The organism is Streptomyces sp. NPDC048718 (genome assembly GCF_043198875.1).
Taxonomy (GTDB): domain Bacteria; phylum Actinomycetota; class Actinomycetes; order Streptomycetales; family Streptomycetaceae; genus Streptomyces.
In genome coordinates this window covers 108,481-134,810 of the sequence record NZ_JBICVG010000005.1, presented here as the reverse complement: position 1 = coordinate 134,810, position 26,330 = coordinate 108,481, and the positions used below count along the sequence as shown (strand labels likewise).

At 69.5% G+C, this 26,330-nt stretch carries 31 protein-coding genes, 1 tRNA gene and 1 riboswitch; of the genes, 13 read left to right on the top strand and 19 right to left on the bottom strand.

What is annotated here, in order from left to right; genetic code table 11:
* The first annotated feature begins 56 nt into the window (after positions 1–56).
* Positions 57–620 (top strand): HD domain-containing protein, encoded by a 564-nt coding sequence (locus ACGFRB_RS11195; protein WP_393241807.1) that lies wholly within the window; start codon positions 57–59, stop codon positions 618–620.
* Here the strand turns inward: ACGFRB_RS11195 and ACGFRB_RS11190 are convergent.
* On the bottom strand, positions 608–1,075 hold the full coding sequence (locus tag ACGFRB_RS11190) for an NUDIX hydrolase (RefSeq protein ID WP_393241805.1): 468 nt from the start codon (positions 1,073–1,075) through the stop codon (positions 608–610). The genes ACGFRB_RS11195 and ACGFRB_RS11190 overlap by 13 nt on opposite strands.
* Complete coding sequence (locus tag ACGFRB_RS11185) at positions 1,062–1,838, bottom strand: helix-turn-helix domain-containing protein (RefSeq protein WP_393241802.1); 777 nt, start codon at positions 1,836–1,838, stop codon at positions 1,062–1,064. The genes ACGFRB_RS11190 and ACGFRB_RS11185 overlap by 14 nt, the downstream gene beginning before the upstream one ends.
* Positions 1,839–2,243: 405 nt before the next feature.
* Here ACGFRB_RS11185 and ACGFRB_RS11180 point away from each other — a divergent pair, with 405 nt between their 5' ends.
* The 6 genes from ACGFRB_RS11180 (at position 2,244) to ACGFRB_RS11155 (ending at position 6,169) form a co-directional block, all read left to right on the top strand.
* Positions 2,244–3,146 (top strand): radical SAM protein, encoded by a 903-nt coding sequence (locus ACGFRB_RS11180; protein ID WP_393241799.1) that lies wholly within the window; start codon positions 2,244–2,246, stop codon positions 3,144–3,146.
* Between the two features lie 61 nt (positions 3,147–3,207).
* Positions 3,208–3,777 (top strand): hypothetical protein, encoded by a 570-nt coding sequence (locus tag ACGFRB_RS11175; RefSeq protein ID WP_393241796.1) that lies wholly within the window; start codon positions 3,208–3,210, stop codon positions 3,775–3,777.
* Between the two features lie 568 nt (positions 3,778–4,345).
* Positions 4,346–4,903 carry a class IV adenylate cyclase gene (locus ACGFRB_RS11170; RefSeq protein WP_393241793.1) on the top strand — a complete coding sequence of 186 codons (558 nt, stop codon included), beginning with the start codon at positions 4,346–4,348 and terminating at the stop codon, positions 4,901–4,903.
* 1 nt (position 4,904) lies between these two features.
* Complete coding sequence (locus ACGFRB_RS11165; protein WP_393241790.1) at positions 4,905–5,318, top strand: NUDIX hydrolase; 414 nt, start codon at positions 4,905–4,907, stop codon at positions 5,316–5,318.
* Between the two features lie 87 nt (positions 5,319–5,405).
* Positions 5,406–5,714, top strand: a complete 309-nt coding sequence (locus ACGFRB_RS11160; protein ID WP_361234455.1) for a hypothetical protein — start codon at positions 5,406–5,408, stop codon at positions 5,712–5,714.
* Between the two features lie 59 nt (positions 5,715–5,773).
* Positions 5,774–6,169, top strand: coding sequence for an NUDIX hydrolase (locus tag ACGFRB_RS11155; RefSeq protein ID WP_393241787.1), 396 nt, complete (start codon positions 5,774–5,776; stop codon positions 6,167–6,169).
* Positions 6,170–6,203: 34 nt separating this feature from the next.
* On the opposite strand, the gene ACGFRB_RS11150 is transcribed toward ACGFRB_RS11155, so the two are convergent.
* The 4 genes from ACGFRB_RS11150 to ACGFRB_RS11135 form a co-directional block, all read right to left on the bottom strand.
* Positions 6,204–7,472 (bottom strand): DUF445 domain-containing protein, encoded by a 1,269-nt coding sequence (locus tag ACGFRB_RS11150; RefSeq protein ID WP_393241784.1) that lies wholly within the window; start codon positions 7,470–7,472, stop codon positions 6,204–6,206.
* Positions 7,473–7,484: 12 nt separating this feature from the next.
* On the bottom strand, positions 7,485–8,462 hold the full coding sequence (locus ACGFRB_RS11145) for an ATP-binding cassette domain-containing protein (protein ID WP_393241781.1): 978 nt from the start codon (positions 8,460–8,462) through the stop codon (positions 7,485–7,487).
* 133 nt (positions 8,463–8,595) lie between these two features.
* Positions 8,596–9,375: an ABC transporter permease gene (locus ACGFRB_RS11140; protein ID WP_393242513.1), complete on the bottom strand. Its 780-nt coding sequence runs from the start codon at positions 9,373–9,375 to the stop codon at positions 8,596–8,598.
* 199 nt (positions 9,376–9,574) lie between these two features.
* Complete coding sequence (locus tag ACGFRB_RS11135; protein ID WP_363001708.1) at positions 9,575–10,375, bottom strand: ABC-2 family transporter protein; 801 nt, start codon at positions 10,373–10,375, stop codon at positions 9,575–9,577.
* Between the two features lie 273 nt (positions 10,376–10,648).
* On the opposite strand from ACGFRB_RS11135, the gene ACGFRB_RS11130 reads away from it, so the two are divergent.
* Positions 10,649–13,192 (top strand): transglycosylase domain-containing protein, encoded by a 2,544-nt coding sequence (locus tag ACGFRB_RS11130; protein ID WP_393241778.1) that lies wholly within the window; start codon positions 10,649–10,651, stop codon positions 13,190–13,192.
* Here the strand turns inward: ACGFRB_RS11130 and ACGFRB_RS11125 are convergent.
* The 3 genes from ACGFRB_RS11125 to ACGFRB_RS11115 form a co-directional block, all read right to left on the bottom strand.
* The gene (locus tag ACGFRB_RS11125; RefSeq protein ID WP_363001710.1) at positions 13,170–13,490 is read right to left on the bottom strand and encodes a multidrug efflux SMR transporter; all 321 of its coding nucleotides are present in this window, start codon (positions 13,488–13,490) and stop codon (positions 13,170–13,172) included. The genes ACGFRB_RS11130 and ACGFRB_RS11125 overlap by 23 nt on opposite strands.
* Positions 13,491–13,525: 35 nt before the next feature.
* A riboswitch (guanidine-III (ykkC-III) riboswitch) is annotated at positions 13,526–13,589 on the bottom strand.
* Between the two features lie 111 nt (positions 13,590–13,700).
* Positions 13,701–14,039 (bottom strand): co-chaperone GroES, encoded by a 339-nt coding sequence (locus ACGFRB_RS11120; RefSeq protein WP_361234439.1) that lies wholly within the window; start codon positions 14,037–14,039, stop codon positions 13,701–13,703.
* Between the two features lie 107 nt (positions 14,040–14,146).
* Positions 14,147–14,464: a DUF3618 domain-containing protein gene (locus tag ACGFRB_RS11115; protein WP_393241775.1), complete on the bottom strand. Its 318-nt coding sequence runs from the start codon at positions 14,462–14,464 to the stop codon at positions 14,147–14,149.
* 140 nt (positions 14,465–14,604) lie between these two features.
* On the opposite strand from ACGFRB_RS11115, the gene bcp reads away from it, so the two are divergent.
* The 3 genes from bcp to ACGFRB_RS11100 all read left to right on the top strand — a co-directional run bounded on the left by bcp (position 14,605) and on the right by ACGFRB_RS11100 (position 16,806).
* Entirely contained in the window at positions 14,605–15,072 is a 468-nt protein-coding gene (bcp, locus tag ACGFRB_RS11110) for a thioredoxin-dependent thiol peroxidase (RefSeq protein ID WP_363000716.1), read from the top strand.
* A 183-nt stretch (positions 15,073–15,255) separates the two neighbouring features.
* Complete coding sequence (locus ACGFRB_RS11105) at positions 15,256–15,885, top strand: HNH endonuclease (RefSeq protein WP_363000718.1); 630 nt, start codon at positions 15,256–15,258, stop codon at positions 15,883–15,885.
* An 845-nt stretch (positions 15,886–16,730) separates the two neighbouring features.
* Positions 16,731–16,806, top strand: a tRNA-Leu gene (locus tag ACGFRB_RS11100).
* A 44-nt stretch (positions 16,807–16,850) separates the two neighbouring features.
* Here ACGFRB_RS11100 and rdgB read toward each other — a convergent pair.
* The 4 genes from rdgB to ACGFRB_RS11080 form a co-directional block, all read right to left on the bottom strand.
* On the bottom strand, positions 16,851–17,453 hold the full coding sequence (rdgB, locus tag ACGFRB_RS11095) for an RdgB/HAM1 family non-canonical purine NTP pyrophosphatase (protein ID WP_363000720.1): 603 nt from the start codon (positions 17,451–17,453) through the stop codon (positions 16,851–16,853).
* Between the two features lie 18 nt (positions 17,454–17,471).
* Positions 17,472–17,873, bottom strand: a complete 402-nt coding sequence (locus tag ACGFRB_RS11090) for a hypothetical protein (RefSeq protein ID WP_393241770.1) — start codon at positions 17,871–17,873, stop codon at positions 17,472–17,474.
* A 107-nt stretch (positions 17,874–17,980) separates the two neighbouring features.
* A complete protein-coding gene (gene rph, locus ACGFRB_RS11085) occupies positions 17,981–18,712 on the bottom strand; it encodes a ribonuclease PH (RefSeq protein WP_393241767.1) in 732 nt (243 codons plus the stop codon).
* Between the two features lie 233 nt (positions 18,713–18,945).
* Entirely contained in the window at positions 18,946–19,242 is a 297-nt protein-coding gene (locus ACGFRB_RS11080; RefSeq protein WP_363000726.1) for a PTS glucose/sucrose transporter subunit IIB, read from the bottom strand.
* 140 nt (positions 19,243–19,382) lie between these two features.
* On the opposite strand from ACGFRB_RS11080, the gene ACGFRB_RS11075 reads away from it, so the two are divergent.
* Complete coding sequence (locus tag ACGFRB_RS11075) at positions 19,383–20,678, top strand: PTS transporter subunit EIIC (protein WP_393241763.1); 1,296 nt, start codon at positions 19,383–19,385, stop codon at positions 20,676–20,678.
* A gap of 155 nt (positions 20,679–20,833) precedes the next feature.
* Here ACGFRB_RS11075 and ACGFRB_RS11070 read toward each other — a convergent pair whose 3' ends face one another.
* Positions 20,834–21,586 (bottom strand): MBL fold metallo-hydrolase, encoded by a 753-nt coding sequence (locus ACGFRB_RS11070; protein ID WP_363000730.1) that lies wholly within the window; start codon positions 21,584–21,586, stop codon positions 20,834–20,836.
* A gap of 207 nt (positions 21,587–21,793) precedes the next feature.
* Here ACGFRB_RS11070 and ACGFRB_RS11065 point away from each other — a divergent pair, with 207 nt between their 5' ends.
* Positions 21,794–22,348: a type II toxin-antitoxin system PemK/MazF family toxin gene (locus ACGFRB_RS11065; RefSeq protein WP_393241759.1), complete on the top strand. Its 555-nt coding sequence runs from the start codon at positions 21,794–21,796 to the stop codon at positions 22,346–22,348.
* A gap of 193 nt (positions 22,349–22,541) precedes the next feature.
* Here ACGFRB_RS11065 and ACGFRB_RS11060 read toward each other — a convergent pair whose 3' ends face one another.
* From ACGFRB_RS11060 to ACGFRB_RS11040, 5 genes are all read right to left on the bottom strand, one after another.
* Positions 22,542–23,492, bottom strand: a complete 951-nt coding sequence (locus ACGFRB_RS11060; protein ID WP_361234403.1) for a cysteine synthase — start codon at positions 23,490–23,492, stop codon at positions 22,542–22,544.
* A gap of 14 nt (positions 23,493–23,506) precedes the next feature.
* A complete protein-coding gene (locus ACGFRB_RS11055) occupies positions 23,507–23,785 on the bottom strand; it encodes a MoaD/ThiS family protein (protein WP_363000735.1) in 279 nt (92 codons plus the stop codon).
* Positions 23,786–24,010: 225 nt separating this feature from the next.
* Entirely contained in the window at positions 24,011–24,130 is a 120-nt protein-coding gene (locus ACGFRB_RS11050; protein ID WP_363000737.1) for a putative leader peptide, read from the bottom strand.
* A 211-nt stretch (positions 24,131–24,341) separates the two neighbouring features.
* Entirely contained in the window at positions 24,342–24,767 is a 426-nt protein-coding gene (locus tag ACGFRB_RS11045; protein WP_393241755.1) for a Mov34/MPN/PAD-1 family protein, read from the bottom strand.
* A 97-nt stretch (positions 24,768–24,864) separates the two neighbouring features.
* Complete coding sequence (locus ACGFRB_RS11040) at positions 24,865–26,295, bottom strand: amino acid permease (RefSeq protein ID WP_393241752.1); 1,431 nt, start codon at positions 26,293–26,295, stop codon at positions 24,865–24,867.
* Between the last annotated feature and the right edge of the window lie 35 nt (positions 26,296–26,330).

Below are 26,330 nucleotides of genomic sequence, written 5' to 3'. Positions count from 1 at the left end.
GACGCCGTTAACGAGATCATTCCGCCCGTCTTCGTCCGAGGAGAGTCGTACAGAAGGTGGATCCTCAACTTGTGTCATGGGCGTCTCGACTCGCAGAGTCTGAACTCAGCGGCACCTTGCCGAGGCGATGGGCGCACACATTGGGGGTGGCCAACCGGGCTACCGAACTTCAGCACATCCTTGGCGCGGACGCTGAACTACTTGTCGCTGCCGCCACATTGCACGACATCGGGTATGCGCCGCGGCTTGCCCTCACCGGGTTCCACCCGCTGGACGGCGCTCGATTCCTCCGGGACGAGCATGGGGCGGACGAACGACTGGTGCGGCTCGTGGCGAACCACTCGTTCGCACTCTTGGAAGCGGAGGAGCGTGGGATCCGCAACGTCCTGGAGGAAGAGTTTCCTTTGCTCGGCGAGCCCTGGCTCGTCGACGCTCTCGTGTACTGCGACATGACGACCTCGCCGGAAGGCGAGCGGATGACCGCGAATGACCGTGTTGCTGAGATCATCAACCGTTATGAGGAGACCGGGCCGGTCGGGCGGTTCATCCGGCGAGCGGCCCCACACGTGTCCGCTGCCGTGGCGCGGATCGAGGCCGCCCTGGCGGCTCAGCCGAGGTAGGGGTAGGTGCCAGCGAGGTAGTCGCCGATCTGCTGGCGCATACTCGCGTGGATGTCGTAGTGGTCAAGGTCGGCCGGCTGGATGAAACGGACCCCGTCGGCCTCGTCATTGATCGTGGGCTCGCCACCGACGGGGCGGCCGATGTAGGTGTTCTCGTACTGCTGGCGGATCTCACCATCCGTGTACGCGACGATGTGGCGCGGGTTGGTATAGACGCCGAGGAAGCCCGTAATCTCGGCGACGATCCCCGTCTCCTCCAGGCATTCCCGGACCGCGCACTCGGCCGCTGTCTCACCGATATCCTGCGCCCCGCCCGGCAGCGCCCACTGACCAGTGTCACGACGACGCTGGAACAGAATGGCACCGCTTTCGTCGACGACCAGCAGGTTGCTCGCCGGGATGAGGGTGTTGGCCTTGGGGGCGTCAGGGTCGTTGTAGTACTCAGTCCTGCCCATGTGTGGCTGTCTCCTCCTGATCGGGCGTCCAGGGCCGTGCCCCAGCCCAGACTGCGTCGAAACTCTGAGCGTAATGGTCGAACCAGCCGGTGGCATCGACTCGTCGCAGATGAAGCAGGGGGTTGGCGCTCGCGGGCTGTCCCCAGACGTGCGGATTGACCAACAGGTCATCGTCGTACCGGAAGAGGGAGTTGTAGAGCGTGGTGTCATGAAGTCGCACAGCGCACCCAGCGATGGGCAGGAGTGGCCGGTAGTAGGTGAAGGAGGCACAGATCTTGGCCGGAAGGGTGTCACCAATCCCTTCCTCGCGACCCCTGAGTTCGGCAGCGCGACCGCCGGGGTCGCCAAAGCAGAGACGTACACGGACGCCTGCGGCCGCACGCTCCGCCAGCATCTTGGCTACGTGCGGATTGGACTGGGCGAAGAAGGTGCCCGAGAAGACGAGGACATCGATCTGCCTCTGAGCGCCTTGGAGGAGGGCAAGCCAGGTGTCGCGGGGGACGCACGCCCGGTTCTGGTACGCGCCCACAATCTCGCCGCTGCCCGCACCGCCGCCGGTTCGACCGCTACGCGACAGCGGCGCGGGCCACAGGAATGTCTCCTCGACACGCAGATGCCTCGCGACCCGAAAGCGGTGCCGTGGATGGGGAATGCGTCCGCCAAGCCATCGGCCCACAGTCTTGGGATCCACATCACAGACTTCAGCGAGCGCTTCGGGGGACACGTCACGCTGGGCGAGTACAGAGTGAAGTCGCTCGTTCACGGAGGTCATACAAGCTCAGCCGCAAGGCCCGTGACAAGCGCGCGGAGGGCGTTCGGACGGCTCGCGGCGCGCAACGCACCAATCTGGTGACCGCGGCAGAGCGGATCCGGCGCAGCTACGGGACGGATCGGGATGTCCCGCTCGTACTCATCGGGACACCCTCGGGATGCCGAAGCCACCCTCCCCACGGGGGCGCAGATCATCGCGATCGCCACAGGCATTCGCAGCCAGGAGGAACTGGCCGCAGCCGGCCCGGCACCTGTCCTGCCGATCTCCTGGGGAGCATCGCAAGGCGCTAAAACGTCCCAGGACGTCCTTGGGCCGTCCGCTTACGCGGTGATGCCGTCCCATCCCGCCCGGACAGGATCGACCCGTCTCTGACAGTTCGCTGCCCCGGAGGTCGGCTTGATCCGTGACGTCACTGGAATCCAAAAGATCCGGATGCTGTATCTGCAACTGCTCTACCGCTGCAACTTCTCTTGCCTCCACTGCTTTCACGGCGAACGGCTGAAGCACGCCGACTCATTCAGCGGTGAGGAAGCAGTGGGTCTCATCCGCCTCATGCGCGAGGAGTACGGCACCGAGGCCGTGACCCTGCTCGGAGGCGAGCCCTTCCTCTACAAGGAGCTCGCCGAGGTCGTCCAGTACACCCGGCAAGAGCTTGGCATGCGGGTCGAGATCTGCACCAATGGATACCGCGTCGAGCGGCGCCTCACCGAACTCGCCCCCCACCTCGATCTGCTCCGGGTATCCCTGGAAGGGCTCTCCGGCACCAACGATGGCATGCGCAGGCAGGGCAGCTACCAAGCCGCGCTGAGCACGCCGAATCTCGCTCGGGAACTCGGCGTCAGAACGGCGGCGACCATGACCGTGACATCGCGGAACATCGACGAGGTGCTTCCGCTGGCACGGATCATGGAACGCTTCGGTGCCCGCCAGCTCAAACTCCATTGTCTGCGCTCTGTCGGCAACGCTGCTCGTCACCCAGAGCTTCTGGTCAGCGACACGACCGCGTACTCCCGCCTTCGCGATGCGCTACGGGCAGCCAACCTGTCCATCGAAGTCGTCCTCGACGAAGACCTCTCCGAAGGAGGGGCTCCGAAAATCTGCGCTCCCTCCGACAGCCCACGGGTGATCGAACGGATCGAAGCCGACCCGCGTGGCGCGCTCAGCATGTCCTGCAAGGCCGTCGGCAACGACTCGCACGCCTTCTGGTACGAGAAGGAATCGGGCCGCATCATCCACCAACCCACCGCGACGGACGAACTCACCCTGGCTGTGCCAGGGGTGATCTATAACCATGTCTGACAGCCCAGTCTTCGAAGCGCTTGAAGGCTTACGGGGCAGCGGGAAATCGACCGTCGCGCCCATGCTGGCAGCAGCCAGGGGAGCCGTGCTGGTCCCCACGGTGCCGCCCTCGCATCAGCCCTTGCGGCAGCAGGTGGATCAGGGGGAGAACGTCGAGGCGCGCCTGTGCTTCTACCTATCCGCTCTCTTCACGGCCGCCGAGGAGATCCGGCGCCACCTCGCCGCAGGCACCCCGGTTGTCGTCGAGAGCTACTTCGCCCGCTGCATCACAAACCACGACGCCTTCGGGGCGCGACTGCGCATCGCGCTACCGCCCGACCTGCCACAGCCCGTCACCTACTACCTGTGCTGCGCGGAGAAGGAACGAGGGCGACGCCTCGCCCGGCGCGCCAAGCCAACGTCGCGCTGGGATGTCCTGAGTGAGACACTCGCGCCCCGGATCGCAGCCGCGTACGCGCAGTTCCCCATGCGGCAGATCGACAGCACAGGCCGCACGCCGGAGCAAGTGGTCCAGGAGATCCTCACCGCCGAGCCGGCAGGGAGGCACGGCGTGGACACGAAGCCTCTGGGGACACAGCCCCACGTTCTCCCCGTACTTCCTCGCCGTCGCGAAGGATCGGATGCCTCCTGACGCCACCATCCCTACGGTCGGCACGAGCTACGACGGATACGCTTCATCGCCACCCGCTCGCCGCTACTGCCGCCGCCGGACAGCCTCGCCCCGATGAGGGGCGAGGTCAGTCTTCCGAGTGACAGCCGCCCCAGGGCTCCCGACCTCTTCAGCGGCTCACTACCGGGGAACTTCGCGGCCAGGTACAGGGAAGCTGGAGGCAACTTCCTCACGAAGGCCCTTCCCCTGGTGACCTGACGAGGTCGGGACGAGTCACCTCTGGCACTACAGTGCCAACAGCCCTCGTGTGCCCGGCACTTCATTCATCTCAAAGCCATCGTTCGCAGAGAATGGGCATCCAGTGCGGCGTTCACGATGCCCGGCGAGTAGCACCGACAGCAGAGGCCCACGACACCTCATCCGAAGCCCATTCCCGCTATTTCATCGATAGTCGGGCTTTCAACTCTCGCTAGACATCGAGCAGTTCACCGCGCGCTTCCGCATCGGACAGCCGGACCACACGGGCCCACCTGGGCCTGCTCATCGCAACCCGCGCCAAGGCCTCACCGAACCTGGCAAGGAGACGGATATGAAGCACGAGTACGAAGCCACATTCCTGAACATCGACGTGCCGGCCCTCAAGGACAAGCTCATCGCCCTGGGCGCCACGCAAGCCCTCCCGCGCACCCTTCTCACTCGCAAGATCTTCGAGAATGACGCCCTCGACAGCGGCGCCTGGCTCCGGCTGCGCAACGAAGGCCCCCGATCGACCCTCACCCTCAAACAGGTCACCGACGCGACCACGATCAACGGCACCACCGAGATCGAGACCGAGATCGGCGACCTCCACGCCATGGCCGATATCCTCCGCCATCTCGGGCTCGCCGAAGTCCGCTACCAGGAGAACTACCGGGAGGAGTGGCGTCTGGGCGAGATCGCCTTCGACTTCGACACCTGGCCCGATCTCCCCACCTTCATCGAGATCGAAGGCCCCGACGAAGCGTCCGTCCGCCGGGCCGCGAGCATGCTCGGCCTCAACTACAGCGAGGCGCGCTTCGGCAGTGTCGACGAGATCTACAAGAGCGAGATGGGCCGCGACATCCTCGCCGAACCCACGCTGCTGTTCTCTGGCTCAAGCACGGTCTGACGTGACACGGCAGAAGGTAGACGAGCGCCCGGGCATCGCCGCCGCCATCGTCGTGAACGAGGGGCGCGTACTCATGGTCCGCCGCCGGGTCAGCGAGGGACAGCTCTCCTGGCAGTTCCCGGCCGGAGAGGTCGAGCCCGGCGAGTCCCGCGAGGACGCCGCCGTGCGGGAGACCCAGGAGGAGACCGGGCTGACCGTGGCGGCCGTGAAGCTGCTCGGCGAGCGCGTCCACCCGAAGACGGGCCGGTTGATGTCGTACACCGCGTGCGAGGTACTGGGTGGAACGGCCCACGTCGCGGACACCGAGGAGCTGGCTGAGCTGGCGTGGGTCACCCATGACGAAATCCGGGAGTACGTGCCGTACGGAGTGTTCGAGCCGGTACAGGACTACCTCGACGCCGCGCTGCTCTCCTGACCCGAAGCCCACCGCGACCCCCGCCCGCTCCCGCCCCCTCGTTAGGCTCAAAGGGTCAGACCACCGCCGTGAGGAAGGCTCACCACCATGCCCAGCACCCGTACCCTCTCCCCCGCCATCGCCGCCGCCGGGCTCGTCGGCGGTTATGCCGTCGCGCGGTGGACGAAGAAGCGGCCGCTCGGTGGGGTGGTGCTGGCCGTGGCCGGTGGGGTGGCCGGGCGGGAGTGGTACCGGGTCGCCGGGGTGAAGGGCGCCGCCGGGCTCGGAGCCGGGTACGTGGCCGCGTTCGCCGGGTCGCATCCGCTCGCGAAGAAGATCGGGGCCTGGCCCGCGGTGTTCTCGGTGGCCGGGGCGATGGCCGGGGCCTCGTACGCCGTGGCCCGCAAGGCCGGCTGACGGCCGGCTGACGGCCCCGCCTCGACCGCCCGGATCATCCGTTTCCGTACGATCCGGGCATGACACAGCAGGGGATCGCCGTCGCCGTCGTCGTCCATGAGCACCGCGCGCTCCTCGTGCGCGGGCAGATGGCCGGCGGGGAGCCGTTCTGGCAGTTCCCCGTCGGGCCGTTCCCCGTCGGCGGGATCGAGACCGGCGAGGCTGTCGAGGACGCGGCCGTCCGCGCGACCCTGGCCGGGGCCGGGATCGCCGTCACCGCCACGGGGCTGCTCGGTGCGCGGACGCATCCGCACACGGGCGCCCCGATGACGTACGTCGCCTGCGTGCCCTCCGGCAAGCCCGCCGAGGACCCCGCCGCCGGCATCGTCTGGGCCGGGCGGGACGAGATCCGGCGGTACGTGCCCTACGACGAGCTGTTCGCGCCGGTACGGGAGTATCTCGACGCCCGCCTGTGACCCCGTCCTCCAGGCAGCCGCCGAGCCCACACGGTCAGGCGCCCAGCGCGTGGCTGACCGTGTAGATCATCAGACCCGCCAGGGCACCCACCACCGTGCCGTTGATCCGGATGAACTGCAGATCGCGGCCGATGTTGGCCTCGATCTTCTTCGAGGTCTGGGTGGCGTCCCAGCTCGCGACCGTGTCCGTGATCAGCGAGGTGATCTCGGACCGATAGGTCGTCACCACATACGCCGCCGCGTCCTCCACCCACCGCTCCACCTTCGCCTGCAGCCGGGTGTCGCCGGCCAGGCGGTTCCCGAGCGAGATCAGCGAGGCACGGGCCCGGCGCCGCAGCTGGCTCTGGTCGTCGTCGGCCGCCGCCAGTATCAGCGTCCGCACGGACGACCAGGCGGACGCGATGATGTCCTGCACCTCCGGCCGGGCGAGAAGCTCCGACTTCAGCCGCTCCACCCGCGCCCGCGTCTCCGTGTCCGACTGCAGATCGGCGGCGAAGTCCCGCAGGAACCGGTCGATCGCACCACGCGCCGGATGATCCGGCATGTCCCGCATCTCCGTCACGAAGCGCAGCAGCTCCTTGTACACGCGCTCGCCGATCCTGCGGTCCACGAACCGCGGCGTCCAGCCCGGCGCACCGCCCTGGACCGCGTCCATGACCGAGTCCCCGTGCCGCACCAGCCAGTCGTATCCCCGCCCGCACACCAGGTCCACCGCCCGGTGGTGCGCCCCGTCGGCGACGACCCGCTCCAACGTCTTGCCGAGACCGGGCCCGATCTCCGCCGCCTCCGCCCGCCGGGTGATCGCCTCGCCCACGACCGCCTGTACGTCGGAGTCGCGCAGCACCGTCAGCGCCCCGCGCAGGGCCGTCGCCAGTTCGGCGGTCACCCGCTCCGCGTGCGCCGGGTCGGCCAGCCAGACGCCGAGGCGCCGCGCGATGCCAAAGCCGCGCAGCCGGCCCCGTACGACATCGGCCGACAGGAAGTTCTCCCCGACGAAGTCGCCGAGCGACGCTCCGAGCTGGTCCTTCTTCGTCGGGATGATCGCGGTGTGCGGGATCGGCAGCCCGAGCGGACGGCGGAACAGCGCCGTCACCGCGAACCAGTCCGCGAGCGCGCCGACCATGCCCGCCTCCGCCGCCGCCGCGACATAGCCCGCCCAGCCGCCCCAGCCCGCGTTCCGGGCCCAGGTCGCCAGGGCGTACACCGCCGCGACACCGAGCAGCAGCCCGGTGGCCAGGCGTTTCATCCGTCTGACGCCACGGCTCTTCTCTTCGTCGGCTGCCGTGTACGTGAAGCTGACCATCGCTTCACCTCCCTACCTGACAGACTCCCGGTCCGCACCACGAGTTCCCTCGTACATCTTCGCGATCACCGCCTCGATGTCCGGCTCCCGCACCGAGAGATCCGCCAGCGGGTACGCGGCGGCCACCGCCGCCACCACCGGAGCCGCCGACGCGGAGGCCGGGAACGCGAGCCACTGCCTCGGCCCCTCGGCCCGTACGAACCGGGCGCCAGGCACGTCGATCGGCCCCGTCTCGTGCGCCAGGTCGACCACGAGCAGCCGCTCCCCCTCGCCGGCGGTGTGCAGTCCGGTCAGATCCCCGTCGTACATCAACCGCCCGTGATCAATGACCATCACCCGCGAACACAACTGCTCGATATCGGTCAGATCATGGGTCGTCAGCAGCACCGTCGTGCCATGCGTGGTGTTGAGATCCCGCAGGAACCCCCGCACCTTCGCCTTGGACACGACATCCAGACCGATCGTCGGCTCGTCGAGATACAACACGTCCGGATCATGCAGCAGCGCCGCCGCGATGTCCCCGCGCATCCGCTGGCCGAGCGACAACTGACGCACCGGCACCTCCAGCAGATCGCCCAGGTCGAGCAGCTCCACACAGCGGGCCAGATTCGCCCGGAAACGGTCGTCGGGAATCCGGTACATCCGATGGACGAGCGTGTACGAGTCACGCAGCGGCAGATCCCACCACAGCGTGGTGCGCTGACCGAACACCACCCCGATACGGCGGGCCAGCCGCGCCCGCTCCCGCGCCGGATCGATCCCGGCCACCCGCAGCCGGCCACCGGACGGGGTGAGGATGCCGGTCAGCATCTTGATGGTGGTGGACTTCCCCGCGCCGTTCGGACCGATATAGCCGACCATCTCGCCCCGCTCCACCGCGAACGAGATCCCGTCGACCGCCCTGACCTCCCGCTTCTCCCGACGCAGCAGCCCCGCCCGGCGGCGCGTCGTGAACACCTTCTCCAGACCGTCCAGCTCGATGAACGCCATCGCCCGACGCCTCCCGCCTCTTCGTCTCCCGGTCGCCCGGTCTCTCCGTCTTTACGGCTGTACGGCTGTACGGCTGTACGGCTCTCGGCCTCTACGGCTTACGTCCCCGCACGCCCACGCCACTCGTGGCCCTTCAGCTCCCCGTCGACCGGTACGCGCGCAGCCCCACCCGCCACGCCCACCCGGCCACCGCGCAACACCCCACCGCCACCAGCGGCGACGCGAACGCCAGCCACCCCGGCACCCCGGCCGGCGCCGGCCGGCCCAGGACGTACAGCGCGGGCAGCCAGTTCACGAACGCCAGCGGCACCACGTACACCACCCCGCGCACCAGGTCCTGGGCGAAGATCGTCGGCGGGTAGCCGAGCAGCGTGTTCCCGCCGTACGTGAAGGAGTTCGTGACCTCGGCCGCGTCCTGCATCCAGAACAGCACCGACGCCCCCAGGACCATCAGCGCCGCGAAGATCACCGCCCCGCTCACCAGCATCACCGGCACCAGCAGCACCTTCACCGGCGTCCACACCACACCGTCGAGCAGCAGCAGCCCCCACACCAGGACGATCAGTCCCTGGATCACCCGCCCGAGCCGGCGCAACGCGAACCGGTCGGCCGCCACCTGCGCCAGCACCGGCACCGGCCGCAGCAGGAACAGGTCGAACGAACCGTCCCGCACCCGCCGCCCCATCCTCGGCAGCCTGCCCATCACCAGGTCCGCGAGCCCGAACGACGTCCCCGACGTCCCGTACAACAGCGCCACCTCGGCGAACGAGAACCCGCCAAGACCCCGCACCTGACCGAACATCAGCAGGATCACGACGAAGTCGAAGAACGTCACGACCAGACTGGCCAGCAGATCCAGCGCGAAGGACACGCGGTACGTGAGGGTGGAGCGGATCCACATACCCGCCACCATCCGGTACGTACGCCAGGACTCGGCCGGGTGTGCCCACCACACACCGGAAGCCCCCTCGGCCTGGGTACGCCACACAGCCGCGGCCCCCACCTCCCCGGCGCCCGCCATATGCCCCGCACCCACCACGGCCCTCGCGGCCCCCGCGGCCCCCACGTCCTCCGCGGCCCCCGCGTCCTTCACACCCCCGGCGTCCTTCGCGTCAGCCACCCTGGACCACTACCTTCCGCGTCGCCGCCGCCTGCACGGCCCGCCCCGCCGCCAGCAGCGCGACCGCCCAGCCGAGCTGGAAGCCGTACGCCCGCACCAGCCCCCACCCCGCGTACCGCCCCAGATACACATCCACCGGCACCTGGAGCATCGACGCCCACGGCAGCAGCCGGGCCACCTCTCCGAGCGCGCCCGGGAAGACGTTCAGCGGCAGCAGCATCCCGGAGAAGAACAGCCCGCTCAGCCACGCCACCTGCACCACGCCCTGCCCGTCGAGCAGCCAGAACGCGCTCATCGCGACCAGGTACCAGACCGCGAACCCGACCACCGAGCCGCACGCCACCGACGCGACGAACGCGAGCCAGGTCCACGGCCGGGCCGGCAGGGTCACATCGAACACGAACGCGCCGAACAGCATCGGGACCACGCCCCGGCCGAGCAGCTGATAGCCCGACCGGCCCAGGTTCGCGGCGAACCACCAGGCCTGGAGGTCGACGGGCCGGTAGAGGTCGACGGCGATGTCGCCGGTGCGGATCCGTTCGATCAGCTCGTCCTCGAACCCGCCGCCCATCAGCCCGCACACGGTGATCAGGGCCTGTCCGATCCACACATAGGCGAGGGCGTCCCCCTGGTCGTAGCCGCCGAGCCCGGGGCGCGCGTCCCAGAGCGCCATATAGGTGTACGACAGGACGAAGCCGAAAACGGTGTTGGTGAACACCCCGGCCACCGTCGCCACCCGATAGGTGGCATGGCGCCGGAAACCACCCGCGGCGACCGTCGCGTACAGCCGCAGCATCCTCGTTCCCTCCTCTTGATGGACACCCCGGACGCCCCGGACACGCCGACGCCCCGGACATCGCGGGCACGGGCGTGGGGCGCGGGCGCTCCCGACGCGGGACCCGCCCTCCCCGAGGCCCGCCCCGCCTGCGTCCGGGAACACGGGGCGAGGGACACGCGGGCGCACTCGCCCGTCGGAGCCGAAGCGCACGACCTTAGGGGGATTTCCCGTGCCGACGCGACCGGTTTTCCCGCTTCACCGGACCTCACAGGGGCAGGATGTGATGTTATGTCCTCTTCATTCGGTATGACCTTCGGAATGGCCGGCGACGGGTCACCCCCCGAACCCGGCTGGGAACCCCGCGACCCCACCGCGGCCACCCCGCCCGACGGTCCCGCCCCCAAGAGACCCTGGACCCGCACGAAGCCCGGGAGCACCGGGGGCCCCGGTCAGCCCGCGAACGGCCGGAACCGCACACCGATCAGCCGCCGGCGCCGGATCCTGTACCGCCTCCTCGGCACCACCGGCCTCGCAGCCCTGCTCGTCCTCGGCGCCCTCGTCGCCGGCTACTTCCTCGTCGACATCCCCACCGCCAACGCCGGCGCCGTCGCCCAGTCCAACCTCTACCTCTACCGGGACGGCTCCCCCCTCGCCCGCTCCGGCGACATCGACCGCGAGAGCGTCAGCCTCAAGCACGTCCCCCGCACCGTCCAGCAAGCCGTCCTCGCCGCCGAGGAACGCGACTTCCGCGACGCCCCCGCCGTCGACCCCCGCGCCATGCTCCGCGCCACCTGGAACACCCTCAGCGGCAAGGGCCGTCAATCCGGCTCCACCATCACCCAGCAGTACGTCAAGAACTACTACCTCGGCCAGGAACAGACCCTCACCCGCAAGGCCAAGGAACTCTTCATCTCCCTGCGCGTCGGCAACGAGAAGAGCAAGGACGAGATCCTCGAGGGCTACCTCAACACCAGCTACTTCGGCCGCAACGCCTACGGCATCCAGGCCGCCGCCCAGGCCTACTACAACAAGAACGCCAAGGACCTCGACACCGCCGAAGGCGCCTACCTCGCCTCACTCCTCAACTCCCCCAACGCCTACGACGTCGCCAGCCACCCCGAGAACCGCGCCCGCGCCCTCGCCCGCTGGCACTACGTCCTCGACGGCATGGTCAAGGAGGGCTGGCTGACCCCCGCCGCCCGCGACGCCGCCGTCTTCCCCACCCCCCGCCCCCTCCGGATCACCACCGGACTCTCGGGACAGCGCGGCTACCTCGTCCAGGCCGTCGAGCAGTACCTCACCGACCACGGAGTCGTCGACGAGAAGACCCTGGCCGGCGGCGGCTTCCGCATCACCACCACCCTCGACCCCGACCGCCAGCAGGCCCTCGCCGAGGCCGTCGAGGACCGCGTCATCTCCCGCCTGGACCCCGACCGCAACCCCGCCGACCGCTGGGTACGCGTCGGCGGCGCCGCCATCGACCCGGCCACCGGCGACGTCGTCGCCCTCTACGGCGGCATCGACTACACCCGGCAGTTCGTCAACAACGCGACCCGTCGCGACTATCAGGTCGGCTCCACCTTCAAGCCCTTCGTCCTCGCCGCCGCCCTCCAGCACGAAGCCCGGACCCAGGACGGCGAGACCATCACCCCCAACACCACCTACAACGGCGACAACAAGCGCCCCGTACGCGGCTGGACCGGGCCTCTCTACAACCCCGCCAACGAGGACGACCACAACTACGGCGACATCACCCTGCGCGAGGCCACCGACAAGTCGGTCAACGCCGTCTACGCCCAGCTCGCCGTCGACGTCGGCCCCGCACGCGTCCGCCAGACCGCCATCGACCTCGGCCTGCCGGCCCGTACCCCCGACCTCACCGCCTCCCCCTCGATCGCCCTCGGCCCCGCCACCGCCAGCGTCCTCGACCTCGCCCAGGCATATGCCACCCTCGCCAACCACGGCAGCCACGGCACGTACACCCTCGTCGCCCAGGTCACCCGCGACGGCACCGACCTCCCCCTCCCCCGCGCCAAAAACCCGGCCCCCGTCCAGGCACTCGACCGCGAAGCCGCCGACACCACCACCTCCGTGCTGCGCGGAGTCGTCGACGGCGGCACCGGAACCGCCGCACTCGCCGCCGGACGCCCCGCCGCCGGAAAGACCGGCACCGCCGAGGACGACAAGGCCGCCTGGTTCGCCGGCTACACCCCCGACCTCGCCACCGTCATCGCGATGATGGGCCAGGACCCCAAGACCGGCCGCCAGCTCCCCCTCTACGGGGCCCTCGGGCAGCGCCGTATCAACGGCAGCGGCCCACCCGCCGAGATCTGGGCCCGGTTCACCCGCGAGGCACTCGCCGACACACCGGTCCAGGACTTCGACCTCGACCTCCTGGACGGCGCCGAACCGCTCCCCACGACCTCCCCGTCACGACCGGGCCAGGGGCAAGGGAACGAAGGGCCGCCACGCGGACACGGGCCCTTCGGCCAACCGGGTCTGCCGGGACAACCGGGGCAGTTCGGCCGACCGGGTCTGCCGGGCATGCCGGGACTGCCCGGACAATACGCACCGGGCACTACGCCGAACGGGGGGCCCGGAAGCCAGAACCCGAGCAACCACCCGCCCGTACCGGCCCCCGCTCCCGTACCCCGGCCGGGCATGCCGGTACCGGTACCCCTGCCTCAGAGACCCCAGCAGCCCGCACCGGACCTGCCGTACACACCGTTCCCGCCCGCCATGCCGGACGAACCCGGCACCTCGGACACCCCCGGCTCACCCGGCCGGCCACCGCGGCAGCAAGTGCCCGTCAATGACCCGACGTGGCTTTGAGGCCGACCACGGCCACCAGCAGGAGACAGACGAAGAAGATCCGGGCGGCGGTCGCCGGCTCCCCCAGCATGAGCATGCCGTACACCGTCGCCCCCGCCGCGCCGATCCCGACCCACACCCCGTACGCCGTGCCGATCGGCAGCGTCTTCGTCGCCTGCGCCAGCAACAGCATCGACGCGACGATCCCGCCGACCGTGAACACCGTCGGCCACAGACGAGTGAAACCGTCCGTGTACTTCATCCCGACCGACCAGCCGACTTCCAGCAGACCAGCGACAACGAGAACAACCCAGGCCATGACGACCAGCACCTCCACGAGACGAATCCGGAACAGGTGCGTCGTCTTGTCGAAAACCCGGTACGGCGCGTCTCGTCGGGTGGTCCACTCAGGCTAGCAAAAAACAGAAAAAGGCCTGGTGACCAGGGTCACCAGGCCCTCACCCAAGAGAACCGGCCGCCGCAAAGACCGGCACAGACCAGCGCAGAGGCTCAAAGACAGCGCGAAGGCTCAGAGATACAGCCCCGTCGCACCCGACGAATCCTGGAAACGGTCCGCCGCCACCGCGTGCAGATCCCGCTCCCGCATCAGCACGTAAGCGGTGCCCCGCACCTCGACCTCGGCACGGTCCTCAGGGTCGTACAGCACCCGGTCGCCGATCTCGACGGTACGGACGTTCTGCCCGACCGCCACGACCTCGGCCCAGGCGAGCCGGCGGCCGACGGCGGCCGTCGCCGGAATCAGGATGCCACCGCCCGAACGCCGCTCCCCCTCGGGAGAGTCGGTCCGGACCAGGACCCGGTCGTGAAGCATCCGGATGGGCAGCTTGTCGTGCGTGTTCTCGCTCACGGTCCGAACCTACCTGCCCCGGCGTGGCGCCCGTACCCCGGACCGTATTCCGGGCCGCACCGGGCCCCGGCGGCCCGCACGCGCCGCCGCCGCTCCCGCCGCTCCCGCTACTTCTTCTCCTTGCAGGACACCGCGATCAGCCCCACCACCGCCACCGCGACCAGCGCGGCCGGCACCACCCGCTCCATGCGGGGCGCGCCGTCGGCGTGCGTGAAACGCGCCTTCACATCCGAGACGACCCGGTTCACGGCGACGAACGCCCGCCCGGCGGTCTGGTCGACCTGAGCCGCGACCTTCGCCTTGGCGTCGCCGACGATCGTCTTCGGGTGCAGCCGAATGCCGATCTCGTCGAGAGTGACGGCGAGCTGCTCGCGCCGGCGGACGATGTCCGCCTCGATCTGCGCAGGGGTCCTGGCCTCCGACACCGCGCTGCCTCCGTAGTCCTGTTTTCCGGTCGTTTTTCCGGTCGTCGAGAGACAGTCTGTCAGCTCGACCGCCGTCGGGGAGCCCCCGACCCCTACTAGGCTCTCATCGCGTACGCGAACATTCCCGAGGAGAGACAGCCATGAGCGAGCGACTGCAGCCCGGCGACACCGCCCCCGCCTTCACCCTGCCCGACGCGGACGGCAACGAGGTCTCCCTCGCGGACCACAAGGGCCGCAAGGTCATCGTCTACTTCTACCCCGCCGCGCTGACCCCCGGCTGCACCAAGCAGGCCTGCGACTTCACCGACAACCTCGACCTGCTGACCGGGGCCGGCTACGACGTCATCGGCGTGTCCCCGGACAAGCCGGAGAAGCTCGCGAAGTTCCGCGAGAAGGAGAACCTCAAGGTCACCCTGGTCGGCGACCCGGAGAAGAAGGTCCTGGAGGAGTACGGCGCCTTCGGCGAGAAGAAGCTCTACGGCAAGACGGTGACGGGCGTCATCCGCTCCACGATCGTCGTCGACGAGGACGGCAAGGTCGAGCGCGCCCTCTACAACGTGAAGGCCACGGGCCACGTCGCCAAGATCATCCGCGACCTGGGCATCTGACGAGCCGGGGGGGCTTCACGCACCCCACGCACCCCACGCGCACCCCATCGGGCGACCCGCTCCACTTCGAACAAGTGGAGCGGGTCGTTCCATTTCTCGAACGCGATATGACGTGACCGTCCGATATGCGGGTCGTTAGTCCGTACGAGGCCGGGAACACGCGGCCGGAAGCGGAGGGGCCCGATGGGGACGAGCGCGTACACGAAGGAACGTCTGGAGGAGGCTGCGCGGGGAGCGCGGACGCTGACGGAGGCGCTGGAGCGGCTGGGGGTCGATCCGAAGAGTTCGACGCGGGCGTACGTGTCCACGCTGCTACGGAAACTCGACGTGGACACCTCCCACTTCGAGCGGGAGGGTGTGCGCTGGACCCGAGAGGTGCTGGAGGAGGCGGTGGCGGCGTCCACGAGCGTTCGGGAAGTGCTGCGCCGTCTAGGGATCGACACCGTCGGCGGACACCACACGCACATCAGCCGACGCCTCGTCGCCCTGGGCATCGACACGTCCCACTTCACCTCCACACGACGGGAGCGGTCACGCGCGCCGCAAGGGAGCCCGCTCCGGCTGGGGACGCCGGAAAACGGCAGGGTTCCCGGGCAGCGCCTTCGCCGCCACCTTCTCCGCTTGGGGATGGAGGAGCGCTGTGCGGAGTGTGGCCAGGGGCTGGAGTGGAACGGCGCACCGCTCCAGCTCGAAGTTGATCACGTCAACGCCGAGTGGTGGGACAACCGCTTGGAGAACCTGCGGTTCCTCTGCCCCAACTGCCACGCCTCGACGGACACATACCGGGGCCGCAAGCGGAGGGCCCGGCCGTGACCGCGCAGCCTTACACCCGCGACCTGCTCGCCCGGACGGCGGCGGTGGCGACGAGCATGGTCGATCTGATGCGCAGGCTGGACACACCGCTGGCCAGCGGCCCATGCCGCTATCTGAAACAACGACTTGAGCACTACGGCATCGACACCTCCCACTTCAAGGAGGAAAGCCTGCCCGAGCGGCCGCGCCGCTCGTATTCCAGGGAAGTGCTGGAAGAGGCCGCTGCACACTCCCACAGCATCCGCGAAATGATCGAGTTCATGGGCTACTCCCCACGCGACAGCCCCTACGGGCACATTCGCAAGAGGCTCGACCAGTTCGGCATCGATACATCCCACTTCCGAAGCGGACGGAGATACGGCACCCCCACTCCCTCTCGCGCCGAACTCGTCCGAGCTGTGTCGAGTTCGCAAAGCTTCGCGGGAGTGCTGAAACAACTCGGACTACCCGTCACCGGGGCAGCCCGGACCCGTGTGCAGCGTGGCATCGCCGCGTACGGCATCTCTTGTGAGCACTTCGTGGGGCAGGCGCACCGACGCGGACTTCCCGCTCAGAGCCGCAAGTCCGCGGCCGAGATCCTTGTCCTCCTGAAAACCGGGGCTCCGCGCACGAGGACCGCTCAGCTCCGCAGAGCCCTCGACGAACTCGGGGTGCCCCATGTCTGTGCGGCATGCGGCATCAGCGACACCTGGCGAGGCAGACGACTCGTCCTCGAGATCGATCACACCAACGGCGACCCTCTCGACAACCGCGCCGAGAACCTTCGGTATTTGTGCCCGTCGTGCCATAGCCAGACCGGCACTTTCTCGAATCGGCGCGGCGGAGCACAGTACAGTGGGCGCCGCGGGTCCGTACCCCAGCTGGCCAAGAGGGCGCCGGTTTAGGTCCGGTGTGTCGTGGGTTCGAGTCCCACCGGGCCCACGTCAAGGGCGCGGCACCTCATGGTGCCGCGCCCTCGTTCATTGTCAGCCCACCAACTCCCGCACCACCGGCACCAGCGCCCGGAACGCCTTGCCGCGGTGGCTGATGGCGTTCTTCTCGGCCGGGGTCAGTTCCGCGCAGGTCACGGAGTAGCCGTCGGGCTGGAGGATGGGGTCGTAGCCGAAGCCGTTCGTGCCGGCCGGGGTGTGGCGAAGGGTGCCGGTGAGGCGGCCTTCGACGACGCGTTCCGTGCCGTCGGGGAGGGCGAGGGCCGCGGCGCAGGCGAAGTGGGCCGCGCGGTGGGGGGCGTCGATGTCGCCGAGCTGGGCGAGGAGCAGGTCGAGGTTGGCCTTGTCGTCGCCGTGGCGGCCGGCCCAGCGGGCGGAGAAGATGCCGGGGGCGCCGCCGAGGACGTCGACGCAGAGGCCGGAGTCGTCGGCGATGGCCGGGAGGCCGGTGGCCTGGGCGAGGGCGTGGGCCTTGAGGAGGGCGTTCTCGGCGAAGGTGACGCCGGTTTCCTTGACGTCGGGGATGTCGGGGTAGGCGTCCGCGCCGACGAGTTCGTGGTCGAGGCCTGCGTCGGCGAGGATCGCGTGGAGTTCGGTGATCTTGCCCGCGTTGCGGGTGGCGAGGATCAGACGGGTCATGTCCCGATTATCCGGGGGCTATCCGGGGGTGCAGACCTTGCCTATCTCGGCGGCCGCGTCGGTGAGGGGCTTGAGGTCGGGGGTGGTGTCGCCCTTGTCGACGGCGGTGTGGACGGAGTCGACGCTCTTGCCGAGGTCGTCGATGGCCTTGGCGAGGTCGGCGTTGTCGGTGGTGTCCTTGAGTTTGCCGAGCTCGGTGTCGATGTCGTCGAGGGCCTGGTCGATCCGGGTCGGGTCGTCGGTGGCGTCGCCGACGGCCTGCTGGAGCTTGTCGACGGAGGCCGCTATGGCGTCGGCGGTGTGGACGCAGTCCACGGCTTTGTCGAGGGCGCCGCAGCCGGTGAGTGCGGCGAGTGCGGCTGTGGTGGTGAGGGCGGCCGCGAGAGCGGTGGTACGGCGGCTGCGGCGGTGGCGCTTCACTGTTTCGGGTCCTCCCCCAACCTGACCGGTGCATGGCCTGACCGGTACATGGACGGGGCGCACGGTTTCGACCCGTGCGCCCGTACTGTCTACGACGTCTTGAAGGCTCAGAGGGTTCCTTCGAGCGCCTTGCGCTGGAGGTCGGCGAGTTCGGCGCAGCCGGCGGAGGCGAGGTCGAGGAGCTTGTTGAGCTCGTCGCGGTCGAAGGGCTCGGCTTCGGCGGTGCCCTGGACCTCGACGAAGCGGCCGTCGCCGGTGCAGACGACGTTCATGTCGGTGTCGGCGCGGACGTCTTCCTCGTAGCAGAGGTCGAGGAGGGGGGTGCCGTCGACGATGCCGACGGAGACGGCGGAGACGGTGCCGGTGAGGGGCTTGCGGCCGGCCTTGACGAGCTTCTTGGTCTGGGCCCAGCTGATGGCGTCGGCGAGGGCGACGTAGGCGCCGGTGATGGCGGCGGTGCGGGTGCCGCCGTCGGCCTGGAGGACGTCGCAGTCGAGGACGATGGTGTTCTCGCCGAGGGCCTTGTAGTCGATGACGGCGCGCAGGGAGCGGCCGATGAGGCGGGAGATCTCGTGGGTGCGGCCGCCGATCTTGCCGCGGACGGATTCGCGGTCGCCGCGGGTGTTGGTGGCGCGGGGGAGCATGGAGTATTCGCCGGTGACCCAGCCTTCGCCGCTGCCCTTGCGCCAGCGGGGGACGCCTTCGGTGACGGAGGCGGTGCAGAAGACCTTGGTGTCGCCGAAGGAGATGAGGACGGAGCCTTCGGCGTGCTTGCTCCAGCCGCGTTCGATGGTGACGGGGCGGAGCTGTTGGGGGGTACGGCCGTCGATGCGAGACATGGGGTCGAGCCTAGTGGCATGAGGCGAGGGGCCCGTTCCCTGCCGGAACGGGCCCTTGGTGACGCTGTTCTCGGGTCCGCGTCACGTATGCCGTACGCCGTCTGCCGTACGCCGCTGCTGTACGCCGTCTGTCGTATGCCGTCTGCTGTACGCCGCCCGTGATCTGCCGCCTGCCGTCTCTCATCCGTCGGAGGGCGGAAAGCGGAAGACGGGAAGCGGCTGTCAGACGGTTGTCACATCATGTCTTCGATCTCGCCGGCGATGGGGTCGGCGTCGGTGCCGATGACGACCTGGATGGCGGTGCCCATCTTGACGACGCCGTGGGCGCCGGCGGCCTTGAGGGCCGCTTCGTCGACGAGGGAGGCGTCGGCGACCTCGGTGCGGAGGCGGGTGATGCAGCCTTCGACTTCTTCGATGTTGTCGATGCCGCCGAGCCCGGCGACGATCTTCTCAGCCTTGCTGGCCATGACGATTCTCCCTGTCCGTTCCGCGTACCGACGGTTCGCGTCCGCTTTGTCACGGTAGCCCACGGTTGGCGCAACTTCGCGCGCGCATACCGTCGTTCTGCCGAATGATGTCGATCACCAGCGGGTTGCCCCTTGTGCGGCTTTTCCGGAGCCACCGACTGGTCTACACCAGTGTGCATCGACAGCCGCCCGGGAGGACGCCGATGAGCAGCGCGAGCGCCGCCGCCGCCGCCACACCGAGGAAGCCGAGGTGGAGCTCCTTCTTCCAGGGGCTGCAGAAGATGGGGCGCAGCCTTCAGCTGCCCATCGCGGTGCTTCCGGCGGCGGGGATCATCAACCGGCTCGGTCAGCCGGACGTCTTCGGCGACGAGGGTCTGGGGTGGACGAACGTCGCCAAGGTGATGAACGGGGCGGGCGGGGCGCTGCTGGACGCGGACCTGGGTCTGCCGCTGCTGTTCTGCATCGGTGTGGCCATCGGGATGGCGAAGAAGGCGGACGGTTCGACGGCGCTGGCGGCGGTGGCGGGGTTCCTGGTCTACCGGGGGGTGCTGCACCAGTTCCCGAAGGCGTGCGCGGTGGACGCGAAGACGGTCCCGGGCGGCTGTCTCGATCTGAAGGGCGCGTTCTCGGCCGACACGTTCCAGAATCCGGGGGTGTTCGGCGGCATCGTGATGGGCCTGCTGGCGGCGTGGTTCTGGCAGCGGTATCACCGGGTGAAGCTGGTGGACTGGCTGGGGTTCTTCAACGGCCGCCGGCTGGTGCCGATCATCATGGCGTTCGTCGGCATCCTGTTCGCCGCCCTGTGTCTGTGGATCTGGCCGCCGATCGGCAACGGGCTGGCGCACTTCAGCGACTGGCTGACGGGGCTCGGGGCGTGGGGTTCGGGCATCTTCGGTGTGGCCAACCGGGCGCTGCTGGTGATCGGTCTGCATCAGTTCCTGAACGTGCCGATCTGGTTCCAGTTCGGGTCGTACACGAAGCCGGACGGCACGGTGGTGCACGGTGACATCTCGATGTTCCTGGCGGGTGACCCGAACGCGGGGCAGTTCCTCTCCGGCTTCTTCCCGATCATGATGTTCGCGCTGCCGGCGGCGGCCCTGGCGATCACCCACTGTGCGAAGCCGCACCGGCGCAAGGAGATCGGCGGGCTGATGCTGTCGGTGGCCCTGACGTCGTTCGTGACGGGCATCACCGAGCCGATCGAGTACTCGTTCATGTTCATCGCGCCGGTGCTGTACGCGATCCACGCGTTGCTGACGGGCGTGTCGATGGCGGTGACCTGGGCACTCGGCGTGCACGACGGTTTCAGCTTCTCGGCCGGTCTGATCGACTACGTGATCAACTGGGGCCTCGCGACCAAGCCCTGGCTGATCATTCCGATCGGTCTCGCCTTCGCGGTCGTCTATTACGCGATCTTCCGCTTCGCGATCACGAAGTTCGACCTCGCCACCCCGGGCCGTGAGCCCGAGGAGGAGACCGAGGACCTCACCAAGGCGTGAGCGCCCGGCGGGCTCGGTGCGCTCGTACCCCGTTGTACGCACCCGGCGACTGCCGCACGCCATCCCCCGTACGAGTGAAGGCCCCGGACCCCGCGCAAGAGGCGGCGGGTTCCGGGGCCTTCCCCTTACTCGCTACGGAAAGGGAATCAGGCGGCTCAGAGCTCGTAGACCGCGCCCGTCCGGGCCAGTTCCGCCGGGCCGTCGAACATCTCGCGCGCGTCCGCGAGGTTCCGCTCGCCGTCCGTCCACGGCGGGATGTGGGTGAGGACCAGCCGGCCCGCCTTGGCGCGGGCGGCGTGGGCGCCGGCCTCGCGGCCGTTGAGGTGGAGGGCCGGGACGTCCTCCTTGCCGTGGGTGAAGGACGCCTCGCACAGCAGGAGGTCGGTGCCCTCGGCCAGTTCGTGGAGGGCGTCGCAGACGCCGGTGTCGCCGGAGTAGGTGAGCGCACGGCCGCCGTGCTCGACGCGGATGCCGTACGCCTCGACCGGGTGGCACACCTTCTCCGTGCGGACCGTGAAGGGGCCGATCCCGAAGGTGCCCGGCTTCAGCGTCCGGAAGTCGAAGACCTCGCCCATCGCGCCGGGGGTCGGCGTGTCCGCGTACGCCGTGGTCAGCCGCTCCTCCGCGCCCTCCGGGGCGTACACGGGGATCGCCGGGCAGCGGCCGCCGTCGTGGCGGTAGTAACGGGCGACGAAGTAGCCGCACATGTCGATGCAGTGGTCGGCGTGCAGATGGCTGAGGAAGATCGCGTCGAGGTCGTACAGACCGATGTGGCGCTGCAGCTCGCCCAGGGCTCCGTTGCCCATGTCGAGGAGCAGCCGGAAGCCGTCGGCTTCGACGAGATAGCTCGAGCAGGGTGATTCCGCGGACGGGAACGACCCGGAGCAGCCGACGACGGTGAGCTTCATGAAGCGTGAACCTCCGGAGACGGGAGCGGAAGGCGCGCGGGGGGAGGTCGTGCGGGTCTTGCGGGTCTGACGAGGGTACGGCGCGTGGCGGCCGGCCGGTCCTTCGTGACGGCCCGTTGTGGGCGAACTCACGGGCTCTGTCACCGGTTCGGATGGTTGACGGGGCGGCGCGGTGTCATGGCCTGGTGACGGGTACGGTCCTGCGGTATGGACACGATGGGGTGGCTCGCGCTGGCCGGAGTGGTACTGCTCGCGTTCGTCGTGGCGCTGACCGACGGGCGGCGGCGGCTGGGCCGCCGGCCCCCGGATCGCGGGCGCGAACGGGGACGTGAGCGGGAGCGTACGCGGGGGCCGGAGCGTGGCCGGGGCCCGGCGGGTGACCGGGGGCCGGGGCGGACCCGGCCGCCCGGCAGACCGGCGGGCGGCGGCAGGACCGGCCGGGCGGCGGTGCGGCCGCCGCGGGCGGGCGAGATCTGGTGGGCCGAGGTGCCGTACGAGGACGGGCCGGGTGCCAAGGACCGGCCGTGTCTGGTGCTCGCGCGGCGCGGCGACCGGGTGCTGGTCGCGAAGATCACCAGCAAGCCGCACGCGGAGCGGCCGGGGGTGATCGCGCTGCCGCCGGGCGTGGTGGGGGACGCGCGGGGGCGGCAGAGTTTCCTGGAGACGGACGAGCTGCGGGAGGTCCCGGTGTCGGGTTTCCGGCGGCACGCGGGGAAGGCGGACCCGGCCCTGTGGGGGCGGGTCCGCCATCTGGCCCGCTGACGCCGGGGCCGGAGCCGGGGCCCGAATGTCACCGGCGCCTGGGCCGGGGCCGGGGCCGGGGCCACGGCCCGAAGGTCACCGGCGCCCGGGCCGAAAGGCAGCCACAGCCACAGCCACAGCCACAGCCACAAAAGCTGACACCCGCACCGAAGCGGGTGTCAGCCTGGCCCGCCGTCCATCCCGCCGTCCGGGCTCAGGCCCAGAGCTGGTCCCGCATGGTGGCGATCGCCTCTTCCGTCGTGGCGGCGGTGTAGACGCCGGTCGACAGGTACTTCCAGCCGCCGTCGGCGACGACGAAGACGATGTCGGCGCTCTCGCCGGCCTTGACCGCCTTCCGGCCGACCCCGATGGCGGCGTGCAGGGCCGCGCCGGTGGAGACGCCGGCGAAGATGCCCTCCTGCTGGAGGAGTTCGCGGGTGCGGGTGACGGCGTCGGCGGAGCCGACGGAGAAGCGGGTGGTGAGGACGGAGGCGTCGTACAGCTCGGGGACGAAGCCCTCGTCGAGGTTGCGCAGCCCGTAGACGAGGTCGTCGTAGCGCGGTTCGGCGGCGACGATCTTGATGTCGGGCTTGTGCTCGCGCAGGTAGCGGCCGACGCCCATGAGGGTGCCGGTGGTGCCGAGGCCCGCGACGAAGTGGGTGATGGAGGGCAGGTCGGCGAGGATCTCGGGGCCGGTGGTGGCGTAGTGGGCGCCCGCGTTGTCGGGGTTGCCGTACTGGTAGAGCATCACCCAGTCCGGGTGCTCCGCCGCGAGTTCCTTGGCGACGCGGACGGCGGTGTTGGAGCCGCCGGCCGCGGGGGACGAGACGATCTCGGCTCCCCACATGGCGAGCAGCTGGCGGCGCTCCTCGCTGGTGTTCTCCGGCATGACGCACACGATGCGGTAGCCCTTGAGCTTGGCCGCCATGGCGAGCGAGATGCCGGTGTTGCCGCTGGTGGGTTCGAGGATGGTGCAGCCGGGGGTGAGCCGGCCGTCCTTCTCGGCCTGTTCGATCATGTGGAGCGCGGGGCGGTCCTTGACCGAGCCGGTGGGGTTGCGGTCCTCCAGCTTGGCCCAGATGCGGACGTCGTCCGACGGGGAGAGGCGGGGCAGCCGGACGAGGGGCGTGTTGCCGACCGCCGCCAGCGGGGAGTCGTAACGCATGGGGATCGGTCCGATCAGGCCATGCCGCCGGCGACGGCCGGGAGGATGGTGATGCTGTCGCCGTCGGAGAGCTTGGTGTCGATGCCGTCGAGGAAGCGGACGTCCTCGTCGTTGAGGTAGACGTTGACGAAGCGGCGGAGCTTGGCGTCCTCGACGATGCGGTCCTCGATGCCGGCGTGGCGGGTCTCCAGGTCGGCGAAGAGCTGGGCGAGGGTGTCGCCGTTGCCCTCGACGGTCTTGGCGCCGTCCGTGTAGGTGCGGAGGATGGTCGGGATGCGGACCTCGATGGCCATGATGTGGACTCCTGTCGGGAGAGCGGGGCAGGTGCCGGGCGGGTGCCGCGTGCGGTGGGGCGGGCGCGCGGCGTGGCTCCCGCGGGGCGGGGCGTGGTGCCGGGGTGCGGGAGCCGGGGTGCGAAGTACGGAGTACGGGGTGCTGCGGGGTCTTCCTGGGGCGCGCCGTTCGCGGATCGGGTCCGGTCGGGCGCGGTGGTGGCGCTCAGGGGCGCCGTACGGCGGTCAGAGCGCGGCGCGCGGCGGACACATCGCGCTGGCGAGACGGCACAAGTCGACGTGCAGACGGGCGACGAGCAGCAGGGGGGCGCTGGGCGTCTTTTCTCTCACGTCGTCGGCAACCATGCGGACATCGTATCGATTCCAGGTCCGGGTTTCGGAATGTGATCTCACATGGCGGACTGATCGCGTTCGCCTGGCGGACCGGACGGGCGATCGGGCTGGTGGGGGCGGGGTGGAGCGGCCACTGCGGCCCCGCCCGCCCCGGCCCCCGTCCGGGTCGTACGCACCCGGGCCGTACCCGCGCCCCCGCCCCCGCGTCCGCGTCCGCGTCCGGTCAGGCGTACGTCTCGACGATCTCGACGCCCTCCTCCGTCACCACGCCCTCGACGATCCGGAAGGAGCGGAACTGGAAGGGCCCCGCGTCGTCGGCGTCGGCGGTGGAGACGAGGACGTAGTGGGCCTCGGGCTCGTTGGCGTAGCTGATGTCGGTACGGGACGGGTAGGCCTCGGTCGCCGTGTGCGAGTGGTAGACGATCACGGGCTCCTCGTCCCGGTCGTCCATCTCGCGGTAGAGCTTCAGCAGGTCCGCGGAGTCGAACTCGTAGAAGGTGGGCGAGCGCGCCGCGTTCAGCATCGAGATGAACCGCTCGGGGCGGCCCGTGCCGGCCGGTCCCGCGACCACGCCGCATGCCTCGTCGGGGTGGTCCGCGCGGGAGTGTTCCACGATCTGGTCGTACAGGGCCCGGGTGATGGTCAGCATGCCGACAGGATAAGCCGACGGGCCGTTCCGTACCGGAGAGTGGTACGAAACGGCCCGCATGCTGAGAAAGGCCAGGTCAGCGCAGCCAGCGGGGCGTCTAGGACCGCTTGGCGAAGGAGGCGGCCTCGGGGTTGCGGGCCTTGAGGACCAGGTACGAGACCAGGAGCAGCAGGGCCCACAGCGGTGCGCAGTAGAGCGAGATCCGGGCGTCCTTGTCGAGGGCCATCATCACGATCACCATGCCGATGAAGCAGAGGGAGGCGACGCTGGCCCAGATGCCGCCCGGGGCCTTGAAGCTGGACTCGGGCAGCAGGCCCTGGTCGGCCTTGCGGCGGTAGCGGATGTGGCAGAAGAGGATGACGATCCACGCCCACATACCGGAGATGGTGGCGAAGGAGACGACGTAGGTGAAGGCGTCGCCGGGCCACTCGTAGTTGACCCAGACGCCGACCATCATCAGCGCGGCGGAGACGGTGGTGCCTATCAGCGGGGTGCCGCTCTTCGTCAGCTTGGTGAAGACGGCCGGTCCCTGGCCGTTGAGCGCGAGGTCGCGCAGCATGCGGCCGGTGGAGTACATGCCGGAGTTGCAGGACGAGAGCGCGGCCGTGAGGACGACGAAGTTGACGATGGCCGCGCCGATCCCGAGGCCCATCTTCTCGAAGGAGCGGACGAACGGGGAGACGCCCGGCTGGAACTCGGTCCACGGGACGACCGAGAGGATCATGATCAGCGCGCCGACGTAGAAGACGGCGATGCGCCACGGCACGGTGTTGATGGCCTTGGGCAGGACGGTCTTCGGGTCCTTGGACTCGCCCGCCGTGACACCGACGAGCTCGACGGCGAGGAAGGCGAACATGACCATCTGGAGGGTCATGAGGGTGCTGCCGATTCCGTGCGGGAAGAAGCCGCCCTGGTCCCACAGGTGGGTCATCGAGGCGGTGTCGCCGGCGTCGGAGAAGCCGAGGGTGAGGATGCCGGCGCAGATCAGGATCATGCCGACGATCGCGGTGACCTTGACCATGGAGAACCAGAACTCCAGCTCACCGAAGAGCTTCACGGAGATGAGGTTCGCGCCGTAGAGGATGAAGGTGAAGACGAGGGCGGACAGCCACTGCGGGATGTTCCACCAGTACGTCATATAGGTGGCCGCGGCGGTGACCTCGGTGATGCCGGTGACGACCCAGAACAGCCAGTACGTCCAGCCGGTCACGAAGCCCGCGAAGGGGCCGATGAACTCCCGCGCGTACTCCGAGAAGGAGCCGGCGACGGGGCGGTACATGAGCAGCTCGCCGAGCGCTCGCATGATGAGGAAGATGACCAGGCCCGCGATCGCGTACGCGAGGATGAGACTCGGTCCCGCTTTGGCGATGCCCTTGCCCGCGCCCAGGAAGAGGCCGGTGCCGATGGCGCCGCCGATGGCGATCATCTGGATCTGCCGGGCGCCGAGTGCCCGGTGGTACCCCTCGCCCGCCGCGGAGTCCGCGGCCTCCTGGCCGTCGTGCTGCGTGCCGACCTGCGCTGAGGTCATGGTGGTGCGCCTTTCTCCATGCTGATCCGCGTGGC

Bases quoted from the DNA above. Each gene is read 5' to 3' on its own strand.
- ACGFRB_RS11190 (WP_393241805.1), bottom strand. From the start codon at position 1,075: ATGGGCAGGACTGAGTACTACAACGACCCTGACGCCCCCAAGGCCAAC.
- ACGFRB_RS11175 (WP_393241796.1), top strand. From the start codon at position 3,208: ATGCTGGCAGCAGCCAGGGGAGCCGTGCTGGTCCCCACGGTGCCGCCC.
- ACGFRB_RS11170 (WP_393241793.1), top strand. From the start codon at position 4,346: ATGAAGCACGAGTACGAAGCCACATTCCTGAACATCGACGTGCCGGCC.
- ACGFRB_RS11160 (WP_361234455.1), top strand. From the start codon at position 5,406: ATGCCCAGCACCCGTACCCTCTCCCCCGCCATCGCCGCCGCCGGGCTC.
- ACGFRB_RS11155 (WP_393241787.1), top strand. From the start codon at position 5,774: ATGACACAGCAGGGGATCGCCGTCGCCGTCGTCGTCCATGAGCACCGC.
- ACGFRB_RS11150 (WP_393241784.1), bottom strand. From the start codon at position 7,472: ATGGTCAGCTTCACGTACACGGCAGCCGACGAAGAGAAGAGCCGTGGC.
- ACGFRB_RS11145 (WP_393241781.1), bottom strand. From the start codon at position 8,462: ATGGCGTTCATCGAGCTGGACGGTCTGGAGAAGGTGTTCACGACGCGC.
- ACGFRB_RS11140 (WP_393242513.1), bottom strand. From the start codon at position 9,375: ATGGTGGCGGGTATGTGGATCCGCTCCACCCTCACGTACCGCGTGTCC.
- ACGFRB_RS11130 (WP_393241778.1), top strand. From the start codon at position 10,649: ATGTCCTCTTCATTCGGTATGACCTTCGGAATGGCCGGCGACGGGTCA.
- ACGFRB_RS11125 (WP_363001710.1), bottom strand. From the start codon at position 13,490: ATGGCCTGGGTTGTTCTCGTTGTCGCTGGTCTGCTGGAAGTCGGCTGG.
- bcp (WP_363000716.1), top strand. From the start codon at position 14,605: ATGAGCGAGCGACTGCAGCCCGGCGACACCGCCCCCGCCTTCACCCTG.
- ACGFRB_RS11105 (WP_363000718.1), top strand. From the start codon at position 15,256: ATGGGGACGAGCGCGTACACGAAGGAACGTCTGGAGGAGGCTGCGCGG.
- rdgB (WP_363000720.1), bottom strand. From the start codon at position 17,453: ATGACCCGTCTGATCCTCGCCACCCGCAACGCGGGCAAGATCACCGAA.
- rph (WP_393241767.1), bottom strand. From the start codon at position 18,712: ATGTCTCGCATCGACGGCCGTACCCCCCAACAGCTCCGCCCCGTCACC.
- ACGFRB_RS11075 (WP_393241763.1), top strand. From the start codon at position 19,383: ATGAGCAGCGCGAGCGCCGCCGCCGCCGCCACACCGAGGAAGCCGAGG.
- ACGFRB_RS11070 (WP_363000730.1), bottom strand. From the start codon at position 21,586: ATGAAGCTCACCGTCGTCGGCTGCTCCGGGTCGTTCCCGTCCGCGGAA.
- ACGFRB_RS11065 (WP_393241759.1), top strand. From the start codon at position 21,794: ATGGACACGATGGGGTGGCTCGCGCTGGCCGGAGTGGTACTGCTCGCG.
- ACGFRB_RS11060 (WP_361234403.1), bottom strand. From the start codon at position 23,492: ATGCGTTACGACTCCCCGCTGGCGGCGGTCGGCAACACGCCCCTCGTC.
- ACGFRB_RS11055 (WP_363000735.1), bottom strand. From the start codon at position 23,785: ATGGCCATCGAGGTCCGCATCCCGACCATCCTCCGCACCTACACGGAC.
- ACGFRB_RS11050 (WP_363000737.1), bottom strand. From the start codon at position 24,130: ATGGTTGCCGACGACGTGAGAGAAAAGACGCCCAGCGCCCCCCTGCTG.
- ACGFRB_RS11045 (WP_393241755.1), bottom strand. From the start codon at position 24,767: ATGCTGACCATCACCCGGGCCCTGTACGACCAGATCGTGGAACACTCC.
- ACGFRB_RS11040 (WP_393241752.1), bottom strand. From the start codon at position 26,295: ATGACCTCAGCGCAGGTCGGCACGCAGCACGACGGCCAGGAGGCCGCG.